The 20,035-nt window shown below is 36.5% G+C and carries 19 protein-coding genes; 9 read left to right on the top strand and 10 right to left on the bottom strand.

The window, feature by feature from the left end:
• The first annotated feature begins 184 nt into the window (after nucleotides 1–184).
• Both A3EM_RS0103035 and A3EM_RS0103040 read left to right on the top strand, forming a co-directional pair.
• Nucleotides 185–2,374, top strand: a complete 2,190-nt coding sequence (locus A3EM_RS0103035; protein WP_020526691.1) for a T9SS type A sorting domain-containing protein — start codon at nucleotides 185–187, stop codon at nucleotides 2,372–2,374.
• 29 nt (nucleotides 2,375–2,403) lie between these two features.
• Nucleotides 2,404–2,799 (top strand): hypothetical protein, encoded by a 396-nt coding sequence (locus A3EM_RS0103040; RefSeq protein ID WP_020526692.1) that lies wholly within the window; start codon nucleotides 2,404–2,406, stop codon nucleotides 2,797–2,799.
• Here the strand turns inward: A3EM_RS0103040 and A3EM_RS0103045 are convergent.
• Nucleotides 2,771–3,418 (bottom strand): LON peptidase substrate-binding domain-containing protein, encoded by a 648-nt coding sequence (locus A3EM_RS0103045; protein WP_020526693.1) that lies wholly within the window; start codon nucleotides 3,416–3,418, stop codon nucleotides 2,771–2,773. The genes A3EM_RS0103040 and A3EM_RS0103045 overlap by 29 nt on opposite strands.
• A gap of 231 nt (nucleotides 3,419–3,649) precedes the next feature.
• Between A3EM_RS0103045 and A3EM_RS0103055 the strand changes: the two genes are divergently transcribed.
• Entirely contained in the window at nucleotides 3,650–4,984 is a 1,335-nt protein-coding gene (locus A3EM_RS0103055) for an alpha-L-fucosidase (protein ID WP_020526695.1), read from the top strand.
• Between the two features lie 52 nt (nucleotides 4,985–5,036).
• Here the strand turns inward: A3EM_RS0103055 and A3EM_RS0103060 are convergent, their stop codons facing one another.
• Nucleotides 5,037–5,567 carry a PaaI family thioesterase gene (locus A3EM_RS0103060; RefSeq protein WP_020526696.1) on the bottom strand — a complete coding sequence of 177 codons (531 nt, stop codon included), beginning with the start codon at nucleotides 5,565–5,567 and terminating at the stop codon, nucleotides 5,037–5,039.
• A 188-nt stretch (nucleotides 5,568–5,755) separates the two neighbouring features.
• Between A3EM_RS0103060 and A3EM_RS41365 the strand changes: the two genes are divergently transcribed.
• On the top strand, nucleotides 5,756–6,670 hold the full coding sequence (locus tag A3EM_RS41365; RefSeq protein WP_020526697.1) for an EcsC family protein: 915 nt from the start codon (nucleotides 5,756–5,758) through the stop codon (nucleotides 6,668–6,670).
• A gap of 41 nt (nucleotides 6,671–6,711) precedes the next feature.
• Nucleotides 6,712–6,969: an acyl-CoA-binding protein gene (locus tag A3EM_RS0103070; RefSeq protein ID WP_020526698.1), complete on the top strand. Its 258-nt coding sequence runs from the start codon at nucleotides 6,712–6,714 to the stop codon at nucleotides 6,967–6,969.
• Between the two features lie 334 nt (nucleotides 6,970–7,303).
• On the opposite strand, the gene A3EM_RS0103080 is transcribed toward A3EM_RS0103070, so the two are convergent.
• From A3EM_RS0103080 to A3EM_RS41370, 3 genes are all read right to left on the bottom strand, one after another.
• Complete coding sequence (locus tag A3EM_RS0103080; protein ID WP_020526700.1) at nucleotides 7,304–8,134, bottom strand: PhzF family phenazine biosynthesis protein; 831 nt, start codon at nucleotides 8,132–8,134, stop codon at nucleotides 7,304–7,306.
• Between the two features lie 134 nt (nucleotides 8,135–8,268).
• Entirely contained in the window at nucleotides 8,269–9,420 is a 1,152-nt protein-coding gene (locus tag A3EM_RS0103085; RefSeq protein ID WP_020526701.1) for a trans-sulfuration enzyme family protein, read from the bottom strand.
• Between the two features lie 11 nt (nucleotides 9,421–9,431).
• Nucleotides 9,432–10,388, bottom strand: coding sequence for an EamA family transporter (locus A3EM_RS41370; protein ID WP_020526702.1), 957 nt, complete (start codon nucleotides 10,386–10,388; stop codon nucleotides 9,432–9,434).
• A 184-nt stretch (nucleotides 10,389–10,572) separates the two neighbouring features.
• Between A3EM_RS41370 and A3EM_RS0103095 the strand changes: the two genes are divergently transcribed.
• Nucleotides 10,573–12,015 (top strand): aminotransferase-like domain-containing protein, encoded by a 1,443-nt coding sequence (locus tag A3EM_RS0103095; RefSeq protein ID WP_026210075.1) that lies wholly within the window; start codon nucleotides 10,573–10,575, stop codon nucleotides 12,013–12,015.
• Between the two features lie 77 nt (nucleotides 12,016–12,092).
• On the opposite strand, the gene A3EM_RS0103100 is transcribed toward A3EM_RS0103095, so the two are convergent.
• Entirely contained in the window at nucleotides 12,093–12,818 is a 726-nt protein-coding gene (locus tag A3EM_RS0103100) for a tetratricopeptide repeat protein (RefSeq protein WP_020526704.1), read from the bottom strand.
• 202 nt (nucleotides 12,819–13,020) lie between these two features.
• A complete protein-coding gene (pdhA, locus tag A3EM_RS0103105) occupies nucleotides 13,021–14,040 on the bottom strand; it encodes a pyruvate dehydrogenase (acetyl-transferring) E1 component subunit alpha (RefSeq protein ID WP_020526705.1) in 1,020 nt (339 codons plus the stop codon).
• A gap of 285 nt (nucleotides 14,041–14,325) precedes the next feature.
• On the opposite strand from pdhA, the gene A3EM_RS0103110 reads away from it, so the two are divergent.
• Nucleotides 14,326–15,015, top strand: a complete 690-nt coding sequence (locus tag A3EM_RS0103110) for a 2-C-methyl-D-erythritol 4-phosphate cytidylyltransferase (protein ID WP_020526706.1) — start codon at nucleotides 14,326–14,328, stop codon at nucleotides 15,013–15,015.
• 87 nt (nucleotides 15,016–15,102) lie between these two features.
• Here A3EM_RS0103110 and A3EM_RS0103115 read toward each other — a convergent pair whose 3' ends face one another.
• The 3 genes from A3EM_RS0103115 to fumC form a co-directional block, all read right to left on the bottom strand.
• On the bottom strand, nucleotides 15,103–15,324 hold the full coding sequence (locus A3EM_RS0103115; protein WP_020526707.1) for a DUF2795 domain-containing protein: 222 nt from the start codon (nucleotides 15,322–15,324) through the stop codon (nucleotides 15,103–15,105).
• A 285-nt stretch (nucleotides 15,325–15,609) separates the two neighbouring features.
• Complete coding sequence (locus A3EM_RS48035) at nucleotides 15,610–16,230, bottom strand: SPOR domain-containing protein (protein WP_020526708.1); 621 nt, start codon at nucleotides 16,228–16,230, stop codon at nucleotides 15,610–15,612.
• Nucleotides 16,231–16,626: 396 nt separating this feature from the next.
• Nucleotides 16,627–18,018 (bottom strand): class II fumarate hydratase, encoded by a 1,392-nt coding sequence (gene fumC, locus A3EM_RS0103125; protein WP_020526709.1) that lies wholly within the window; start codon nucleotides 18,016–18,018, stop codon nucleotides 16,627–16,629.
• Nucleotides 18,019–18,274: 256 nt separating this feature from the next.
• Between fumC and dtd the strand changes: the two genes are divergently transcribed.
• On the top strand, nucleotides 18,275–18,727 hold the full coding sequence (gene dtd, locus A3EM_RS0103130) for a D-aminoacyl-tRNA deacylase (protein ID WP_020526710.1): 453 nt from the start codon (nucleotides 18,275–18,277) through the stop codon (nucleotides 18,725–18,727).
• A 145-nt stretch (nucleotides 18,728–18,872) separates the two neighbouring features.
• Complete coding sequence (locus A3EM_RS0103140) at nucleotides 18,873–19,922, top strand: PA0069 family radical SAM protein (RefSeq protein ID WP_020526712.1); 1,050 nt, start codon at nucleotides 18,873–18,875, stop codon at nucleotides 19,920–19,922.
• Nucleotides 19,923–20,035: the final 113 nt, after the last annotated feature.

A 20,035-nucleotide genomic window follows, 5' to 3' on the forward strand; every position in this document is an offset into this window, starting at 1 on the left:
AAACTTTGGACAGTTAAGGATAAATAATTCTCTTTCCTATCTAATTCATGATTTAAAATCCTTTCGCCAAAATTTTCAGAAGAAGCCCGCAAAAATCTCCAGGCTTAAACCAAATAAAATTTCTGAGTGTCCTAAATTTACCACCCAAAACAATTACGAATTTTTACAACCAGGTAATTTCCCCATGCAAAAACAGACCTTATTTTTCATTCTCCTATTAAGCTATTCCTTCCATGGATTTACACAGGAAACCAGTTTTGTTTTTTATGATTCTATTGAGGTAAGTATTGGAGGAGAATCCTTAAAAAATGCATGGGCTGGCGGATTAAATGCATCACAATTTAGCAAGGTTGACTTAAACGGGGATGGCAGTGAAGATTTGGTCGTTTTTGATCGTACCACCCAAAAACTGAGTACTTTTTTAAGCCAAAATAATGAATTCAGTTATGCCCCGGAATATGAAGACCTCTTTCCAAAATTTCAGTTTTGGATGCTTCTGGTGGATTATAATTGCGATGGGAAAAAGGATTTGTTTTTTGGGACAAACAGCGGCATTACAGCTTATACCAATATTGCAGAAGAAGGAGAAAATGTAGCTTGGGAATTGGCCAAAGACCCTATAAAAAGCACCGGTTTTTCAGGTGGAAGCTTAACCCTGAAAGTGGATATTACCGATATTCCCGCTATTGTAGATATAGATAATGACGGTGACCTGGATATCCTGAATTTTATTCCTACAGTTGGAGGAAGAGTGGAATATCACAAAAACCTTAGTATGGAAAACTTTGGTAATTGCGACAACCTGGAGTTTCAGAAAATTACCAATCGCTGGGGAGATTTTGAAGAATGTGGCACATGTGACTCCTATATTTTTGGAAATGAAACCAGTTGCAGAGTGGCCAAAACAAATCATGCAGGTTCAGCTCTTTTAGCTTTGGATATGGATGATGATGGCGATAAGGACTTAATTCTTGGGGAGGTAAGCTGTAATCATTTGGTTTATTTTGAAAACAAAGGGGATGAAAATGAGGCGGTATTTGATTCAGCAATTTTAGACATTCCCATTACCAAACCTGTCAATTTTCATGTATTTCCAGCTTCTTTTTATGAAGACGTAGATTTTGATGGAAAAAATGATCTTTTAGTAAGCCCTAACCTTTTTTCGAATGATGCCGGGTTTATGACCAATTTTTCCCAATCCAATTGGTATTATAAAAATATTGGGACCAATGCCATTCCTGAATTCAATTTTGAAAAGAAAGATTTCCTGCAAAATGAAATGATTGATCTGGGTGAAGGGGCCTCTCCCGCAATGGCTGATGCTGATGGTGACGGAGATTTGGATTTATTTGTAGCTAATAAAGGAGATCAGCAATCGGATAGCAGTTTTTATGCTACCATTAAATTATTCGAGAATACTGGCTCAGATTTACAACCAGCCTTTGAATTGAATAATGTTGATTATCTGGGTTTATCTCAACTCAATTTTATTGAAATAAAACCGCAATTTGCAGACCTGAATAATGATGGCAAAACCGATTTTGTTTTCACTGCCTTGGTTAAAAATACCAGCGATCTGGCTATTCGGTACATGCTCAATGAAGCAGCTAACCCGGCTGATCCACCTATTTTTCAATTGGAAAATATTCAGCTCATTGATGTAGATATTGAAAGGCTGGATGAAGCCCATTTTGCTGACCTTGATAACGATAATGACATGGATTTACTTTTAGGTAAAAATAGAGGAGGAGAATTAATTCAATATGAAAACACGGGTGATTTAAACTTCACAAAAGTACGTTCAGCTGCAGGAGGAATCGGTTTTGACAATACAAAAAGAGAACTCAGCCTTGATGTGGCCGATATGGATGGAGATGATTTGCCCGATCTGATCACCGGAGACCGTTCCGGAGAATTTAAAGTTTATACGAACTTTATTGAGGACCTGGATGGCACTTTTACCGCAATTGAGAACCTGTTTTTTAACAACACTTTAGGAAAAAATATACAGCATCATTTTGGATCAGGAATTTTCCCTATCGCCTACGAGAAAAATCTGATTATCGGATCTGAAGCAGGAGGATTAACTTTCCTCAAAAATAAAAGTATCGTCAGTGGAATTGACGACCCTAAAGTTGCATTTAAGGTACAGGTATTTCCCAACCCCGCCAAAAATAGTTTTAAAATTTCCTCAGCGGAAACCCTGAGTTTTCAGATTTTTGATTTGCTAGGCAGAACCATTTCTAAACCTCAGGTTATTTCTCCCGACAGTGAAGTAAATATACAAACTGAATACTGGGTGGCGGGTTTGTACCTGATTAAATTTCAGAAAGGGAATTATAGTTTTTCAGAAAAGATTATCATAAAAAAGTAAAGCCATTGACTTTTTTTAAATCCCATCCTATGCATTCAATTATTTTTATCTCTATCTTACCAGTCAATGATTTTGCTTTTAGCAATACCTTATTAAAATCTATTCGGGAAAATTTCCCTAAATTATCCGTATTTGACTTTGATAATCATTCAGATAGTCTGGTTGTAAATTATGCCATCGAATTCATTGAAAAGGCAGAATCACCCATAATTGTCATTGATTGCATGGCTGATGAGCAGGCAAACTTTCGTGCTTTTTTTAATGCCTTAGTCAAAAAGAAAAAGGAGGTGGAAATTTTGGTGAAAGGCAGCAATTCCCTCCTGGATAAATTCATCAAACCTTTCCCTAAAAAAACACTTGGATTTAAAGCAAATGAAGATGTGATCAAACACCTGACTAAAATTTCAACGGATCAAAATATTTAAAATGTCCGTTAAGTTTTACTTTCTCCTTCGATTTTTCAGCGGCTCTGATGGCCGGAATGGTCCGAATAAGATGATCTATAATTAAGTCCATTCTCTGGGTTTCTTTTTCCAGGCTCAAAAGTCTGAATTCCTGTTTGAGGGTTAACCCCACATGATGGCCTATTTTAAATGAAAGAAATTCCATTTCCGGTTGTAAATCGTTTTTATCTATTTGCAACAGCCTGAAAAGTTTTTGCACTGTTTCAATTAAAAGGACTCTGTCTGAATGGTTTGAATTATCCGAGATTTCTAAAAACTCCACCTCTCCCCCTGCATAAAGTTTGCTGCCCATTTCTGGTTCGAAATTCAACATTCGAAATTTTTGTTCCGCTTTAGTGATGATATCCATCCTTCCATCAGGATACTTATTTACGATTTTCACCAACCTCACAGTAGTGCCTGTATTTTGCACTTTGCCATCCAGATAGGCTGGAATTCCAAACGAAATACCTGTTTCAATACAATCCTTTATAAGTGCCTTGTATCGGGGTTCAAATATGTGCAAATTAAGATCTTCACCAGGGAAGACTACTACATTTAAAGGAAATATTGGTATTTTACTTGACTTCTCTCCGTGCATCTCTATTTTGATTTTATAGTAGGTATTATCTAAACAGGAATACCATGATTTAGTTTAAATTTAAATAACTGACTGGGTTTAATTCCGGATTACCCCCAGAGGTTTATCGATTTCAGGAAAAAGAATTTCCCATTGGCTAACTTTGAAGGTAAAGAAAACCTGATTTCTATACACTTTTTGATAATTGTATAGCAAGGAAGAAAAATAATTGAAACTATAAAACATCTGATAATGAGAACTTTATGGAATAGGGTATTCTACCTATTTGCTTTAACCGTATTTTTTAATACCCCGGCATTTTCACAAGATAAATATACTCCTACTGAAGAAAACCTAAAAAACCGAGAATGGTTTCAGGATGCAAAATTTGGCATGTTTGTGCACTGGGGAGTTTATAGTGTGATGGGTGGTGGCGGAGACAAAGGAATTGCCGAATGGATTATGAACCAAAAGCAAATTCCCATCAAGGAATATGAAAAATTGCCTGCGTTTTTCAATCCAACATCCTTCGATGCCAAAGAATGGGTGAGTATGGTGAAAGCTGCTGGCATCAAATACATTACGATTACCAGTAAACATCACGATGGTTTTGCCATGTATGACTCAAAAGTTTCTGACTACAATATTGTAGACAAAACTCCATATGGCAAAGATGTACTTAAAATGCTAAAGGATGAATGTGACAGACAAGGCATTAAATTATTTTTCTATTACTCCCAGTTAGACTGGCATCATACCGATTATTTCCCAAGGGGAGTAACCGGAGGAGGTTATACCGGAAGACCAGAAGAGGGAGATTGGGATAAATATCTACAATATCAAAACGATCAGCTAACAGAATTACTTACCAATTACGGTGATGTAGCAGGCATCTGGTTCGATGGCTGGTGGGACAGGAAAAAGGCCAACTGGAAACTTGAGGAAACATATGAACTCATCCACAAACTTCAGCCAGGGGCACTTATTGGCAATAATCATCATCAGCCTCCATTTGAGGGGGAAGATTTCCAAATGTTTGAAAAAGATTTGCCAGGACACAATACCACTGGTTTTTCAGGGGAATCGGAAATTGGAAATCTTCCACTGGAAACCTGTGAAACAATAAATGGCTCATGGGGATTTAACCTGAAAGACAGAAATGACAAATCAGTCAAACAACTGATTCAGTATTTGGTGAAGGCAGCTGGTTATAACAGTAATTTTTTGCTTAATGTGGGCCCCATGCCCAATGGAGAAATTCAACCAGAACACTCCCGATTATTAAAAGAAATGGGCAAATGGCTGGAAAAAAATGGGGAAACCATTTACGGAACCAGAGGAGGTCCGGTGCATGCTAGAGACTGGGGTGTGAGTACTCAGAAAGATGGTAAAGTTTACATCCATATTCTTAACTGGAATGATGAATCTCTTTTAATTCAGGGACTCAGTAAAAAAGTAAAATCAGCAAAGCTTTTTAGTGACAAAAGCGCTTTAAAATTTAAGGATACTGATTTCGGTTTGGCTGTAGAAGTTCCTTTTGAAAAAAGAGACGAAATAGATACGATTATTGAACTGGAATTCAAATAATATAAAAAAGGCGGCTCAATAATGGGCCGCCTTCCTTTTTTGAAACATTCTGCTATTTACTCCTTTGCTTGAATGACCAGGTAAACCAAAAATTGGAAACCACCGTCCCGTCAGCCATTTTCCCCACTGTTTTTAACTTTACTGTCACCGCTTCTCCGGTAGTTTCACATTCCTTTACCGCTTTAAAAACTTTTGCGCCTTCTTCACATGTAAAGTAAGTTCTGCCTGTAGCTTTTTTTACAAATTCCGCTTCCAGCCCCACAATGATTGTGGCAATAGATGGCTTTTTCCCCTGTATGGCTAACAAGGCTAAAGATGCTGTGGAAAGCTCTGCAGCCATACTTTGAGCCGCAAAATAAATGGATTTAAAAGGGTTTTGAGTTAACCATTTAAAAGGCATAGAGGCCTGAGCTTTGTGAGGATTGAGCTCCAATAATTTCATCCCTGCAAAAAAACCAAGGGGAACTTTAGTTAAAAGGAAGAGCTTAAACTTAAAGGATTTTAATACACTATTTTGATAAGCCAGCTGTTTGGGGTTCAGTTCAAACACTTCATTTTCTATGGATGTGGTTTGATTTTCCATTTTCTATCATTTTTATTGGTTAAAGTCAATTGGGGTGGATTGAAAATCAGGCCAATCCGGTATTCAATATTTAAAAACTACTTGTTCTTAAACAAGAATTTCTCAGAAAATAATCCTTAATTTGTACTTTAAATACCAAATAAACAGCATCTACTGCTAAAAGACCAGAAAAATTAAGGAGAACTACAATGAGTGAACCTGAAAGTAAACATGAGCCTACAAAATACGAACTGGAGGTAATTGAACAAATAAAAGTTAAACAAAAACCCGCAAAAAAAAAGTTTGGCACCATGCTAAGTGCCATGAAATCCCCTTTAAAAAAAGCAGGTAACTTGTTTTCCAAAATACCTGGGATGGATGCCATTATCCAGAAAACCAACCAGAAATTTCTCGATTTTTTTCAGGATTTATCCAAATGGTCGGTTGATTCAGAGCGGATTTTAAGCGAATATACCAAAGCCGGCTATAGCCAGATCCAATCTACAAAAGACATATCCAAACTCCATCTGGAAGACGTAGAACAGGTCATCGGAGATTTATGCAAAAAATATAAAACACTGGCCGGAGAGGAAGAGGAAAGCAGTACGGCACTGTCATTACCCAGTATGCCATCAGATATCATTGCGTTGGTGAATCTTAACCACAAAGCTATCAGCGAATATGCCACCTATTATGGTTTTGATATAAATAAAGAAGAGGAAAAACTCTTTGCCCTAAATATATTAGAATATGCGTCCTGCTCCAATGAAGGGGCAAAACAGGAAGTCATGAACCGGTTAATTGTAAAAGCAAAAAAAATGGTGGGACTGGACCAAAATCAATCTCTGGATAAACCTACTTTTCTCGATATGTTTTCAACCCTTACTTCCTCCATTACCATACAATTACTGAAAGCCAAAATAGGAGATGTTATTCCCATAAACGGGGCGGTAATTGGAAGTGGATTTAATGCCTATTTTACAAGTGAAGTTTGTGATACTGCCGAATTTATTTATAAACAAAGGTTCCTGGCAGAAAAATACGGACCACAAATTATTGATCTGACACTTGATGAAGAGGAAATTGAAAATCTTAATGAGGAAGAAAAAAAGCACAAAGATTAACATAAATTAAACTAATTTTACAACCAGTAAACCCATAAAAAATGGAATTAGAAAAAGAATTTGAAGAAGCTCAAAAGCTTGTAAAAGAATTGAGCGAAAGACCGACAAACGAGGAACTTCTAAAATTATATGGACTTTTTAAACAAGCTACTGAAGGAGATGTTCAGACTGAGCGTCCGGGAGGGTTTGATTTTAAAGCTCAATTTAAACATGATGCATGGGCAAGCCTTGCAGGAAAATCAAAGGAAGATGCCATGACAGAGTATATTGAACTGGTTTATCAACTGAAGAAAATCTAAACCTTAATTCAGTTGAGCCGGAAAAAAATAAGGTGAAAAGCTTAGAGGATAAATTTTCTAAGCTTTTTTTTCTGGGGAATAAACCTAATTTAAATCAGTCAGTTAAGATTGGCATTAAGGGCAAAAAAAAACCTTTACCAATGGTAAAGGCTTTAATTAACTTATTGCTTACTTTGATTGTACTTTTCATAGGTTCTATAACTAATATTGAAAATGGTAACCCTTTTAAATAAAAAAAGGGAAACGAAAGTCGATTCCCCTTTTAGTCAAACTAGATTTTAACATTTATAAGACGTTGCACATAGCAATTTCATTGGTTGAAAGTTGTCGTTTTCTATATATTGAGATAGCCTCCCAATACAATTACAGCCTCTCCCCTAATTTTGATTCTATTATTTTCTGTAATTGATAATCCCAACTCCCCTGTCCTTTCAGAGCATTGCAAGGCATTCAATGTCTTTTTATTTAATACTTCTGCATAATAAGGTCCTAAAACCGTATGGGCAGAGCCAGTAACCGGATCTTCATCTATGCCCACCCAGGGCCCAAATACCCGCGAAGAAAAATCAAAAGGAGCGTTACCGGTAGAAGTTACAATAACGGCTTCTAAGTCGATACCGGCTGAGATATTGAGTAGCTGGCCATAATCAGGCTGAATCTGTTTCACTGTTTCAACATCTTCCACCCGCAGTAAAAGGAAATTTGTATTTACTCCAAACTTCGAGTCCACCACTTTTTTCAGACCCAATACCTTGAGCAATTCTTCAGAAGGAGTACAATCCACCAGCTCATCCAGTGGGAAATCCATTTCAATTTTACCTTCTTGCTCTGCAATGGTTAAAATTCCCCTTTGTGTTTTAAACCTTATCTCTCCGGAGGTCACTTTTTTCAGGTGGAAAAGTAACTTTGAAGTCGCCAAAGTAGCATGACCACATAAAGGGATTTCAACCGTAGGAGTGAAAAATCTCAGGTTATAAAAATCTTCCGGATAATCGGGATCGTTCAGGATTGGATAAAAAAATGCAGTTTCAGAAAGGTTCATTTCAGCTGCAATGGACTGCATTAGAGACTCTTCCAAGGGTTCTTCCAACACGCACACACCAGCAGGATTTCCTTTAAATGGCTGGTTGGTAAAAGCATCTATCTGGTAGGTTTTTATTTTCATGTCACAGAGTTTTTGATTAGAAAAAAACTGGCAATAGTGTGCCAGGGGTAATTTTTACCCAATTTAAAATTTGCAAAATTTCTGTTATTATTCTTTTGTAGAAGTTGCCTGTAATTTAGGCCGTAAATTGAATGTTAAGTTTTATTCAGCGCAAAATCTAATTCCATTTGTAAATCCTGGACATTTTCAATACCCACACTAAGCCTCAATAAGCCATCTGAAATTCCGGCCTTTTCCCGATCAGCCTTCGACATTTTTATATGGGAAGTCAGGGCTGGAGAACAAATAATGGTTTCTACCCCTCCAAGGCTAAGTGCCGGCTTGATCAAATTCAACGCATCCAGGAAATGATTGACCTGGTCTATTCCATCAGCTTTCAATTCAAAGGAAAGCATTCCGCCAAAGCCTTTCATTTGTTCACGGGCTATTTCATATCCAGGATGATTTTTTAAACCAGGATAATAAACCCTTCCAACTTTATGATGTTTTTCCAGAAATTCAGCAATTTGAAGGGCATTTTCATTCTGTCGGTTCACCCGAACATCCAAAGTTTTCAAGCTTCTTTCTATGAGATAAACATCAAGTGCATTTAAACTTCCTCCCTGATTAATAGCAGATTTAAGAATTTTATTATTTAATTCTTTTGATGTGACTACAGCACCAAAGGCCAAATCACTGTGTCCGCCCAGGTATTTTGTTCCACTGTGAAGGGAAATATCAATTCCCAAAGCAATAGGAGTCTGGTTGATAGGAGTAGCAAAAGTGTTATCAATAATAGAGATCAGCTGATGCTTTTTGCTTACCTCAGCAATACTCTTTATATCCAAAATATCCAGTAATGGATTGGTGGGAGACTCTATATATACAATCTTTGTATTTGACTTAATTGCCTTTTCAAAAGCCTCAGGTGCCTTTTCTTCAACAAATGAATATTCAATCCCAAATTTTTCAAATTCAGTTTTTATAAAACTAAAAGTTCCCCCATAGATTTTCTGGTAAAAAATGGCATGATCCCCTGTTTTTAAAAAAGAAAAAAGGATAGAAGAAATGGCAGCCATTCCTGAGCTAAAAAGCAAACCAGTCTCTCCTTTTTCCAGCGCTGTCAGTTTTTCCACTACTACCTTTTGATTGATAGTATTGTAATACCTTGGGTACACGTTTTCCTCAAATCCTCTGTATTGAAAGGCTGAGGAAGGGTCAATAGGTGTATTCACCCCTTGTATAAATAATTCATAATCCTGCTGAGTATGAATACAGTTTGTTTCTTTTGAAAAGGTCTTTTCCATGGAAGTTTAAGTTATCGATTCACAAATCTAAATTTCCGAAAAAATGCCCTAAGCTTTACTTTTCCCTGTGCTTTTTTTCCAACAGTAATCATAAATACTGCAGAAATGAGTAATGCAGCGGCAAAAAGAGATTGGGTAGAAAAAACTTCTCCTCTAAAGCTCCAGCCTAAAAACAAGGCAATTACCGGGTTTACATAAGCAAATGTAGCCACTTTGCTAGGCGATTCCACCCTCATTAACCAACTGAAGGCGGAAAAAGCTATTATGGAACCAAATATAATCAAGTAGAAAAATGCCAAACCTGACTCAAAACTTATGGCTGTTACTTCAAAATGCTTAAGGTCCTCGAATGTAAGGCTAAATACAAATAATAATGCTCCACCCGCCAACATTTGCATTGCAGTATTTTGAATAGGATGGCTGGATAAATCGGCTTCGGATGAATATACCGAACCGATTGACCAGGAAATCGCAGCAAAAATTATAACGGTTAGTCCTACAGGGTGGAGATGCTGTGCATTGGCAATTTCCACGGGACCAATTAATAAAAACATCCCAATGATTCCTACAAAAACTCCGAACAAACTTATTAAGGATGGTTTTTGCTTTTTATAAATCCACATGATTAATACAATCATCAAGGGCTCGGAGGTAATGATAAGTGCAGCCATCCCTGAATCCACAAATTTCTCCGCCCAGGCCACTCCCCCATTTGCCCCCAATAACAAAAAACCACCTGTAATAGTAGCGCTTTTCCAATTATTGAATGTTGGTTTTGGAACTCCCTTAAAATAGGCCCAGGCATACAGAATTCCTCCGGCTATCAGAAACCTTATTCCCGCCATTAAGAAGGGGGGCATGGTTTCAATAGCATATTTCATAGCAAGGTAAGTAGAACCCCAGATGATGTAAATGGCTCCAAAAGCCAAAACCAATTGCCAGATAGCTGGTGTGTTTTTTTGTTGCATTTTATAGCCTGATTAACGTATATGTAAAAAGATTGAAAGAAAGAGTAAAACAACAATCAGATTTTAACTTCTAATTTTCTATTATTTTTTTTCGTTTTTTTCCAATCAATAAATTATTTCACAAAAATGATGGTTATTATTGAAGCATAACAGATTCAGTTTTTTTAATTTTAACCATATCAGTTTGAATCTATCCCTACAAAATTCGAAAGGCTTTTTATATGAAGAAATCGCCTTAAAGATTGAACAGCAAATAGAAACAGGCATCCTGGCACCAGGAGAAAAGCTAACTTCAGTGAGGAAACTCAGCCAACAGTTGGACGTGAGTATGTCCACTGCATTCCAGGCCTACTTCTCACTGGAAAACAAAGGACTCATTGAAGCAAGGCCAAGATCAGGCTTTTACGTCAGGTGCCAGATTCAACACCGACCTGTTCCGCCTAAAAAATCAATCACCTCAAAAGTGCCCACTGAAGTAAATATTGATGACCTGGTGAGTCGATTAGTTGGTGTTTCAGAAAATAAAGTAGAAGTTCCTTTTGGTACAGCCAGGCCTGATAGCAGGTTATTGCCTACGCATAAACTCAATAAAACCTTACTTTCTGTAGCGAGGAACAGTGAAAAAGAAATAATTGAATATGATTTTACCAGTGGAAATTCCTTCCTCAGAGAACAACTTTCCTTTCTTTCCTTCAATTGGGGCAAAAACCTAATGCCAGAGGAAATTGTGACAACTACGGGCTGTATGGAAGCATTAAATTTGTCATTGCGTGCAGTTACAAAACCAGGAGATACCATTGCAATCGAATCCCCTACTTTCTATGGCGTTTTGCAATGTATTGAAAGTTTAGGGTTAAAAGTAGTGGAAATTTCAACTGACCCCGATACCGGAATTTGCCTGGATGAGCTTGAAACAGCTATCACAAAACAGGATATTAAAGCCTGTCTGGTCATTTCCAATTTTAATAATCCATTGGGTAGTTGTATTCCTGATATTAAGAAGAAAGAACTGGTTCAATTGCTCTTCAAGCACAATATTCCTTTAATAGAAGATGATGTTTACGGTGACCTTTATTTTGGTTCCAAAAGACCTATTACAGCAAAAGCTTTTGATGAGCACGGCATGGTTCTGCTTTGCTCCTCCTTTTCCAAAACCTTAGCTCCAGGTTACAGAGTAGGCTGGGTTGCTCCTGGAAAATTCCTGAATCAGATCAAAAGATTGAAATTTATGACCAGTATTGCCTCCCCTTCCTTGCAACAAATGGCCATTGCCGAGTTTATCAAAAAAGGAGAATATACCAAACACCTTAAAGTTTTAAGAAGTACCTTTTCCAGGCAGGTACTTCTGGCTACACAAATCATTATAAAATACTTTCCTGAAGGCACAAAAGTAACCCATCCCAAGGGAGGGTGCTTTCTGTGGATTGAACTTCCGGGAAATATCAATACCTTAAAACTATATTATAAGGCGATGGAATTTAATATTGAGTTTCTGCCCGGAATACTATTTTCAACTCAAAAGAAATTTAGAAATTTCATGAGAATTAGCTGCAGCCTGGTTTGGGAAAATAAGGCAGAAGAAGCGCTGAAGACTATTGGGCAAATTTTATTAAAAGAACTAAAATAAAAGAAACTGTAAACAAAAAAAGCGACCTGAAATGAATTTATTCAGGTCGCTTTCCGAAAAGGAGAAAAATTTCACCCTTATTTTTGGGCGATTCTCGCTAAATATTTTTTAGCCTTTGTAGCCTCCTGAGAATCTTTGTAATCGTCAATAATTTCCTGGTAGGCTTCTTTTGCAGCTGCTAAATCATCCGCAGATTCATGTGCGATGGCCAATTTCATCAAATATATTGGCGTAAATTCCTTATTAGGATCTGTTTCGCTCGCTTTTTTATAATTGGTGATAGCATTTGCATAATCGCCCTTTTCCATATAGGCATCACCTAAAAGACAATAATCTCTGGCCTCAATTAACACACCCGACTCATCGAATTGCTGTAAATAATTGATTGCATTATCATATTCACCTAATTTCAAATAACTCACACCCGCATAAAAATTTGCCAGGTTTCCGGCTTTTGTACTGCTGTAGTCTTCTGCTATAGCTACAAAACCATCGGTAAAGTTACCATCACCATCCAATGCCTTATTTAGGGAGTCTTTTTGAAGATAGAAAATAGCAGGGAATAATTGCTCCTGAGCAGTAACTTCCTGATTTGAATTATACCATTGATAGTAGAAAAATCCTCCTAATAATAGGATGATTGCAGCAAAAATACCCGTAAGTAAATTCTTATGAGAGGTTGCAAATTCCTGAGATTTGCTTAATGATTCCTGAATTGCTTCAGGATTTTCCATATAATCAGTTACGGTTGGCGCATGTTGTTCTGCACTCTTTTTACTCGCTACTTTACTTTTCTTTGCCATTGCTAAATTTAATTAAGGGTGCAAAAATATATATTTTCTCTTTAATTAGGAATTTTGGTCAAAAATTATGACAATAAAAAAACAGACTAATATCTAAAATAGTAGTCTGTTTTTAATAAAATTCAGCTAAAAACCTTTATAATCAATTTACCAGGGTTAATTAAAGCAGTTATTTTAAATAAATGAAATCTGACTGCTGTCATTAATCAATTGTAAATGGATAATCATCCTCAGCATAAATATCTTTATAAATTTCACTAGGATCAGGGAAAGGAGATTCTTCCGCAAATTTTACTGAATCTAGAACACGTTGCTTAATATCCTTATCAATTTTCTTCAATTCCTCCTCAGTAGCAAAACCCTGCTCAATTAAAGCAACTTTTACCTGCTCAATCGGATCTTGTTTTTTATAGTCAGCGACTTCCTCCTTAGTTCTGTATTTTGCCGGATCGGACATTGAGTGACCTTTATACCGGTAAGTTCTAAGTTCTAATAAAGTTGGTCCTTCACCTGCTCTGGCTCTTTTTGCAGCTTTTTCTATTGCAAGATGTACATCGTCAACCCGCATTGCGTCAACTGGCTCTGAAGGCATATCATAGGCAGCTCCCAGTTGGTATAGATCAGTTACGTTAGATGTTCTTTTCACAGAAGTACCCATAGCATAGCCATTGTTTTCAATAGCGAAAATCACAGGTAATTTCCATGACATTGCCATGTTAAATGCTTCGTGAAATGCTCCTTGTCTCACTGCACCATCTCCCATATAGCAAATACAAAGTTTTCCTGTTTTGTTGTATTTTTCGGCAAAAGCAAGACCTGCTCCAAGTGGAATTTGTCCACCTACAATCCCATGTCCTCCTACAAAACCTCTTTCCTTATCAAACATGTGCATAGATCCTCCCTTTCCTTTCGAACATCCGGTTACCTTTGCAAATAACTCGGCCATAATTGCATTAGGATCAGAACCTAGTGCTAAAGGATGACCATGATCTCTATAAGCAGTAATATATTTGTCACCCTCCTCTAAAGCTGAAACAGCACCCACAGCACATGCTTCCTGACCAATATACAAGTGGCAAAAACCTTTTATCTTTTGCTGCCCATATAATTGACCGGCTTTTTCTTCAAACCTTCTGATCAGTAACATTTTCTCATACCAAAACATGTATGTTTCCTTTGAGAACTCTACTCCTTTTGATTTTGCTTTTTCTTCCGTTAACATTATTTATCTAAGTTTCGCCTTTTAACTTTTTACCTTGCAGCCAACCAATATGAAATGGCCAATCCGGCTGCTGAACAAAAATTTAGCTAAAGTTATAAAATCAACATTTAACTCATTTGAAGTTTCTGCAAAAATGTTAAAAGAATTTTAATTTTGATAAGAAAATCCCAAAAAAGGATTTGCAAGGGTAGTTTCTTTTTAATATTGTAAAAATTAGTCCCAGATATTAATATAATTCTACTAGGAGGACCCAGGAATAATTTTACAAAATACCTTGAATTTAATATGGATATTCCAAAATATGCGATAATTGTGGCAGGAGGAAAAGGCAACAGGATGAACACCCAAATTCCCAAACAATTCATCCCTCTTCTAGGCAAACCTGTTTTAATGCATACCATTGAAAGATTTTACTTTGCAGCCTCAGAAACCAAAATCATACTGGTTTTACCGCAACATCATGTAGAATTTTGGAACAACCTGGTTGAAAAACACAATTTCAAAGTACCTCATCAAATCGCCATTGGAGGGGCTTCCCGTTTCCAATCGGTGAAAAGTGGGTTAAATAAAATAGAGGAACAGGAAGGCCTTGTGGCAATCCATGACGGGGTAAGGCCATTTATTAGTAAAGAAATTATTGATTTGGCTTATCAAACGGCAAATAAAAAGGGAAATGCCATTGTGGCTGTTCAGCTAAAAGATTCTATAAGGGAAGTATCCGAAACCGGAAATGATGCAAGAGACAGAAACCGGTACAGGCTTATTCAAACCCCGCAGACTTTTAAAATTGGCTTGATAAAAACTGCTTATAACACTCCTGAAACCAGTTTCTTTACAGATGATGCAAGTGTGGCTGAGGCAAGCGGAAATGAAATAAATTTGGTGGAGGGATCCTATTACAATATCAAAATTACCACACCAGAGGATTTACAAATAGCCGGAATTTTTGCCAAAAAAAAATGGAACAACGAATAGGTTCCATTTAATTTAATACGTTTTCAAAATTTCCTTTTTAAAGTTAAAGATCCTGAGTTAAAGGATTAAAAGAAAGATTTACAAAGGTTAATACTCATCCTCATTAAAAAAGAAGTCTTCTTTTGTAGGATAGTCAGGCCAGATTTCCTCGATACTTTCATAGGGTTGACCGTCATCTTCTAATTCCTGAAGATTCTCAACCACCTCCATAGGGGCACCAGTTCTTATTGAATAATCAATTAATTCATCTTTGGTCGCTGGCCATGGCGCATCTTCAAGGTATGATGCTAATTCTAATGTCCAATACATAGTCTATAGTCTTTTTATCATTTAATTTAAAATATTTCAACCAAAACAATTATAAAAAACTTTATATAAAAATTATTCCAAAAAAACAATTTTTTTGTGCAAAGTTTTTTTTTGATACCATGAACGACATCCCTTTCTAATTGTTTTACTCAAAACCTTTTTAGGCATTAAAGGGTTCGAATTTTTGGCCTTTTGGTATTTTGCGCAAAAGTAACTTTATAAAATTAAAAAAAGCAATACTTTTAAGGTATTGCTTTTATTTTTATTTCAAAAGTATTATAAGGCTTATCTTCCCGATGCTCCTTCTGCTCCTCCTTCAAGTACTTCTTTAATATCTTTTCTTTGATTGTCTTCATAAGCTACAATCCACGCATCTTTTACCCCCATCTCTCTCAGGTACTTCTTAAAAGTATCCGCTTCCCAATAATCTCTAAAAAATCCAATAGTATATTTTTTAACACCATCTTCATCCTCAGTCCAGAAGTTTCCTTTTTCCTGAAATTGCGATAAATCTTTATTTCTAAAAGCACCAATCTGAACTTTATACACAACACCTTTTGTGTAATCATCTCCACCTTCAGTTACATTTTTACCACAATCCGCCTGGATAGCCTTAAGCTTATTATGCAAATCGGAAATTTCCTGATCCTTAGAGGCTGTTAAAGATTGTTGATCTTTCAATTGGCTTTCCATTTTAGTAATATTCTTTTTTAAAGCTCCATTTTCAGCCTGTAATGAATTTACATCTTCATACATAGCTTTAAACTTTAATGGATCCATACTCTTCATTTTCTGTTTCCATTTTTTAGCTTCCTTTTTTTCTGCCTTAGTCAGTTTTTGAGCTGAAACATTTGTGGTAAAAATAATTCCTACACAAAAAGTTAAGATGGTTAATAAGATTCTCATGATCAATAATTCTAATTAATATTAATTTTTTTGCTAATAATTTTCAAATTGGGAAAAATCCAAGTATAGGAAATTCACTTTTTAAACAAGGTAAGTAAAGAAAATATTTTAACAAAACTGACTTTTTTACCTTTTTTATGAAACCTATTCGACATAGCTCCCATTTCGGAATACGAATTATTTGATTTTAAAGCCGAAGAAATAATTTAAGTAAAAAGGGAGGAAAAATTTTACGCTAAAATGTTTAGGTAAATAGTTCAAAAAATATCAACTCTCCCCGAAAAAGTTGATTTGGTAAATAAAAATAATAATTTTCTAATAAACAAAAGTATGAAGCTTATAAAACATAAACAATAGTCGGGGCAAAAGGCGCCCCAACTATCGCCTTGTATATTGTTATAAATTTCCAATCATTTTTGATGGAATAACCCATTCATCAAATTGCTCATTGGTTAACAGTTTTAATTCTAAAGCAGCTTCTCTTAAAGTAGTTCCATCGGCATGCGCTTTTTTGGCAATTTTTGCTGCGTTGTCATAGCCAATATGCGTATTTAAGGCAGTTACAAGCATCAGGGAATTTTCCAAATGTTCCTTTATCGCTTTGTGATTGGGCTCAATTCCTACAGCACAGTTTTCATCAAAGGACTGACAAGCATCTCCAATAAGTCTCGCTGCTGTTAGTACATTAAAGGCCATCATTGGTTTGAAAACATTCAACTCAAAGTGTCCGGTAGATCCACCTACACTCACAGCTGTATCCAGTCCAATCACCTGAGCACACACCATAGTTAATGCTTCGCACTGCGTAGGGTTCACTTTTCCAGGCATAATGGAAGACCCTGGCTCGTTGGAAGGAATTATTATTTCTCCAATTCCCGATCTTGGTCCTGAAGACAACATCCTGATATCATTGCCAATTTTCATCAGGCTAACAGCTACTTGTTTTAGTGCACCTGACGCGCCAACCATGCCATCATGAGCTGCAAGGGCCTCAAATTTATTGGGAGCTGTTACAAAAGGCAATCCGGTTAATTCAGAAATTTTCTTGGCAACTAATTCTGCATAGCCTTGAGGGGCATTCAATCCAGTTCCTACAGCGGTTCCTCCCAGTGCCAATTCAGACAAATGTCCCAGGGAATGCTTTAATGCAGCAATTCCGTGATCCAATTGGGAAACATACCCACTAAACTCCATACCCAAAGTAAGAGGTGTAGCATCCATAAAGTGTGTCCGGCCAATTTTAACCACATCTTTAAATGCCTTTGCTTTTTTATCCAGGGTATCTCTTAATTGCTGAACTTTAGGAATAGTTTGCTCCAAGATATATTGATATGAAGCAATGTGCATGGCCGTTGGGAAGGTATCATTAGAAGATTGTGACTTATTTACGTCATCATTGGGGTGAATTTTCTTAGCTTTATCTTCCAGGCTTCCACCCAGTAACACATGTGCTCTGTTGGCAATTACCTCATTGGAATTCATATTGGATTGGGTTCCGGAACCGGTTTGCCAAACAACAAGAGGGAATTGATCATCCAGTTTACCTTCCAGAATTTCCGCACAAACCTTCGAAATAATTTCTGCCTTATCGGTATCCAAAACGCCTAAATCGGCATTGGTTAAAGCTGCCGCTTTTTTTAATATGGCAAATGCCCTTATGATTTCCATAGGCATGGTATGCCCGCCAATTTTAAAGTTTTGTATTGATCTTTGCGTTTGGGCTCCCCAATATTTTTCGGCAGGAACCTGAACTTCTCCCATCGTATCTTTTTCTATTCTGTATCCCATCTTGAAAAAAGTTTTGAATTTTAATTTTATATTAAGTCAATTTACTTCACCGGATTTTATTCCCCAAAATTCAGTTTAAATTTGAGCTATCTTCCTTCATAAATCATTGCAAAGCTAACTATTAAGTTGAAATATATATTGATTTTTATCAGGCTTTCCACCTGAAACTGGTATTTGGTCTTCTCAAGTCATTTGAATCTGCTCCTATACTCTTTTTTTTAAATCAGATAGCTAAATTTGGGAAAAAAATCCACCAATGATCGTAGTAATTCAGAAAGTAACTCAGGCCGCTGTTAATATAGAAAACAAGTTAAATGGGAAGATTAATGAAGGTTTAATGATATTATTAGGTATAACCCATGATGATAATGAAAGTGATATTGAATGGCTTAGTGGAAAAATTGTAAACCTTAGGATTTTTAATGATGAGGACGGCAAAATGAACCGTTCAATCTTAGATGTAGGTGGAGATATTTTATTGGTAAGTCAGTTTACCCTGCATGCCAGTACAAAAAAGGGCAACAGACCTGGTTATAATGATGCCGCCAAACCTGACATTGCTATCCCACTTTATGAAAAAATGATAGTTGCATTGGAAGATAAACTTGGTAAAAAAATAGAAACCGGGGAGTTTGGGGCCATGATGGAAGTAAGCCTTGTGAATGACGGTCCCGTTACTATTATTATAGATTCTAAAAATAAAAAATAGAACCGAAAAATGGGAACTTTCCAGGCATACCGGAAGTTCCCTTGCTAATTCCACTATCTCATTTTACTTCATTTCTGTTTTTTTTATTTATCCATCTTTCATTAAGGCTTTTTTCCATAAAATTTAATTGCACCAACCCTAATTTATGAAAGAAGATTACCAAAAAGGCCGGGGAGCTCAGAAAAACACAGCCAACCGTTTTTCAAAAACCTTTTATGAATTTGAACCAACTGACCATGAAGATGAAAGGATAAATGCACCATCTACCAGGATTTATAAAGAATCCCCTAAAAAAATTATTAGCTCCAATAAAAGCCCTGATATTCCTTTTAATTATTCTATAAATCCTTATCAGGGATGTGAACACGGCTGCATTTACTGTTATGCCAGGCCCACTCACGAATATTGGGGTTTTAGTGCCGGTTGGGATTTTGAAAGCAAAATTGTGGTGAAGGAAAACGCAGCCAGGTTATTGGAAAATCAGTTTTTAAGCAAAAACTGGAAACCCACTCCTATTATGCTTTCAGGAAATACAGATTGTTACCAGCCGCTGGAAAAGAAGCTGGAAATAACTAGGTCTTTACTTAAAGTTTTTATGAAATATGGAAATCCTGTGGGTATAATTACCAAAAACAGCCTGATTTTAAGAGATCTGGACATTTTGAAAGATTTGGCCAAAGAAGGTCTGGTTCATGTTGTCATAAGCATTACCACTCTGGATGAAAATTTAAGGCGCCTGATGGAGCCAAGAACAGCCTCTGGAAAAAAGAAACTGGAAACCATTCAACAACTTACATCCGCAGGTATTCCTGTTGGAGTAATGACTGCTCCAATTATCCCCGCATTGAATAGCCCGGAAATTCCAGAAATTTTAAAGCAATCTTCAGCGCAGGGTGCTTTGATGGCAGGCTTTACCCTTGTCAGGTTGAATGGCGCTTTAGAAACGCTGTTTAAGGACTGGCTTGAAAAGAATTTCCCGGACAAAGCTGATAAAGTCTGGAATCAAATTATGGATATTCATGGAGGGAATCCTGGCGATTCAAGATTTGGGACCAGAATGCGAGGAGAAGGTAAAATTGCAGAAAGTATTACCCAGTTATTTAAGATTTCCAGAGCAAGGTATTTCAAAAACAAAAAACTTCCTCCATTCAATTTAGATAGGTTTCGCAAAGGTGGAAATCTTACCTTGTTTTAGATACTAAATCACCTATACCAAAAATGCAGATACTTTTCTGCCATTTTAGTTAGTTTACCATAAATGGTATTATCTTCATTTTTTTTTATATTTTAATCATTTAAAACCTATGC

Origin of the sequence: Flexithrix dorotheae DSM 6795, from assembly GCF_000379765.1 — a bacterium.
In the GTDB taxonomy this organism is placed as follows: Bacteria; Bacteroidota; Bacteroidia; order Cytophagales; family Flammeovirgaceae; genus Flexithrix; species Flexithrix dorotheae.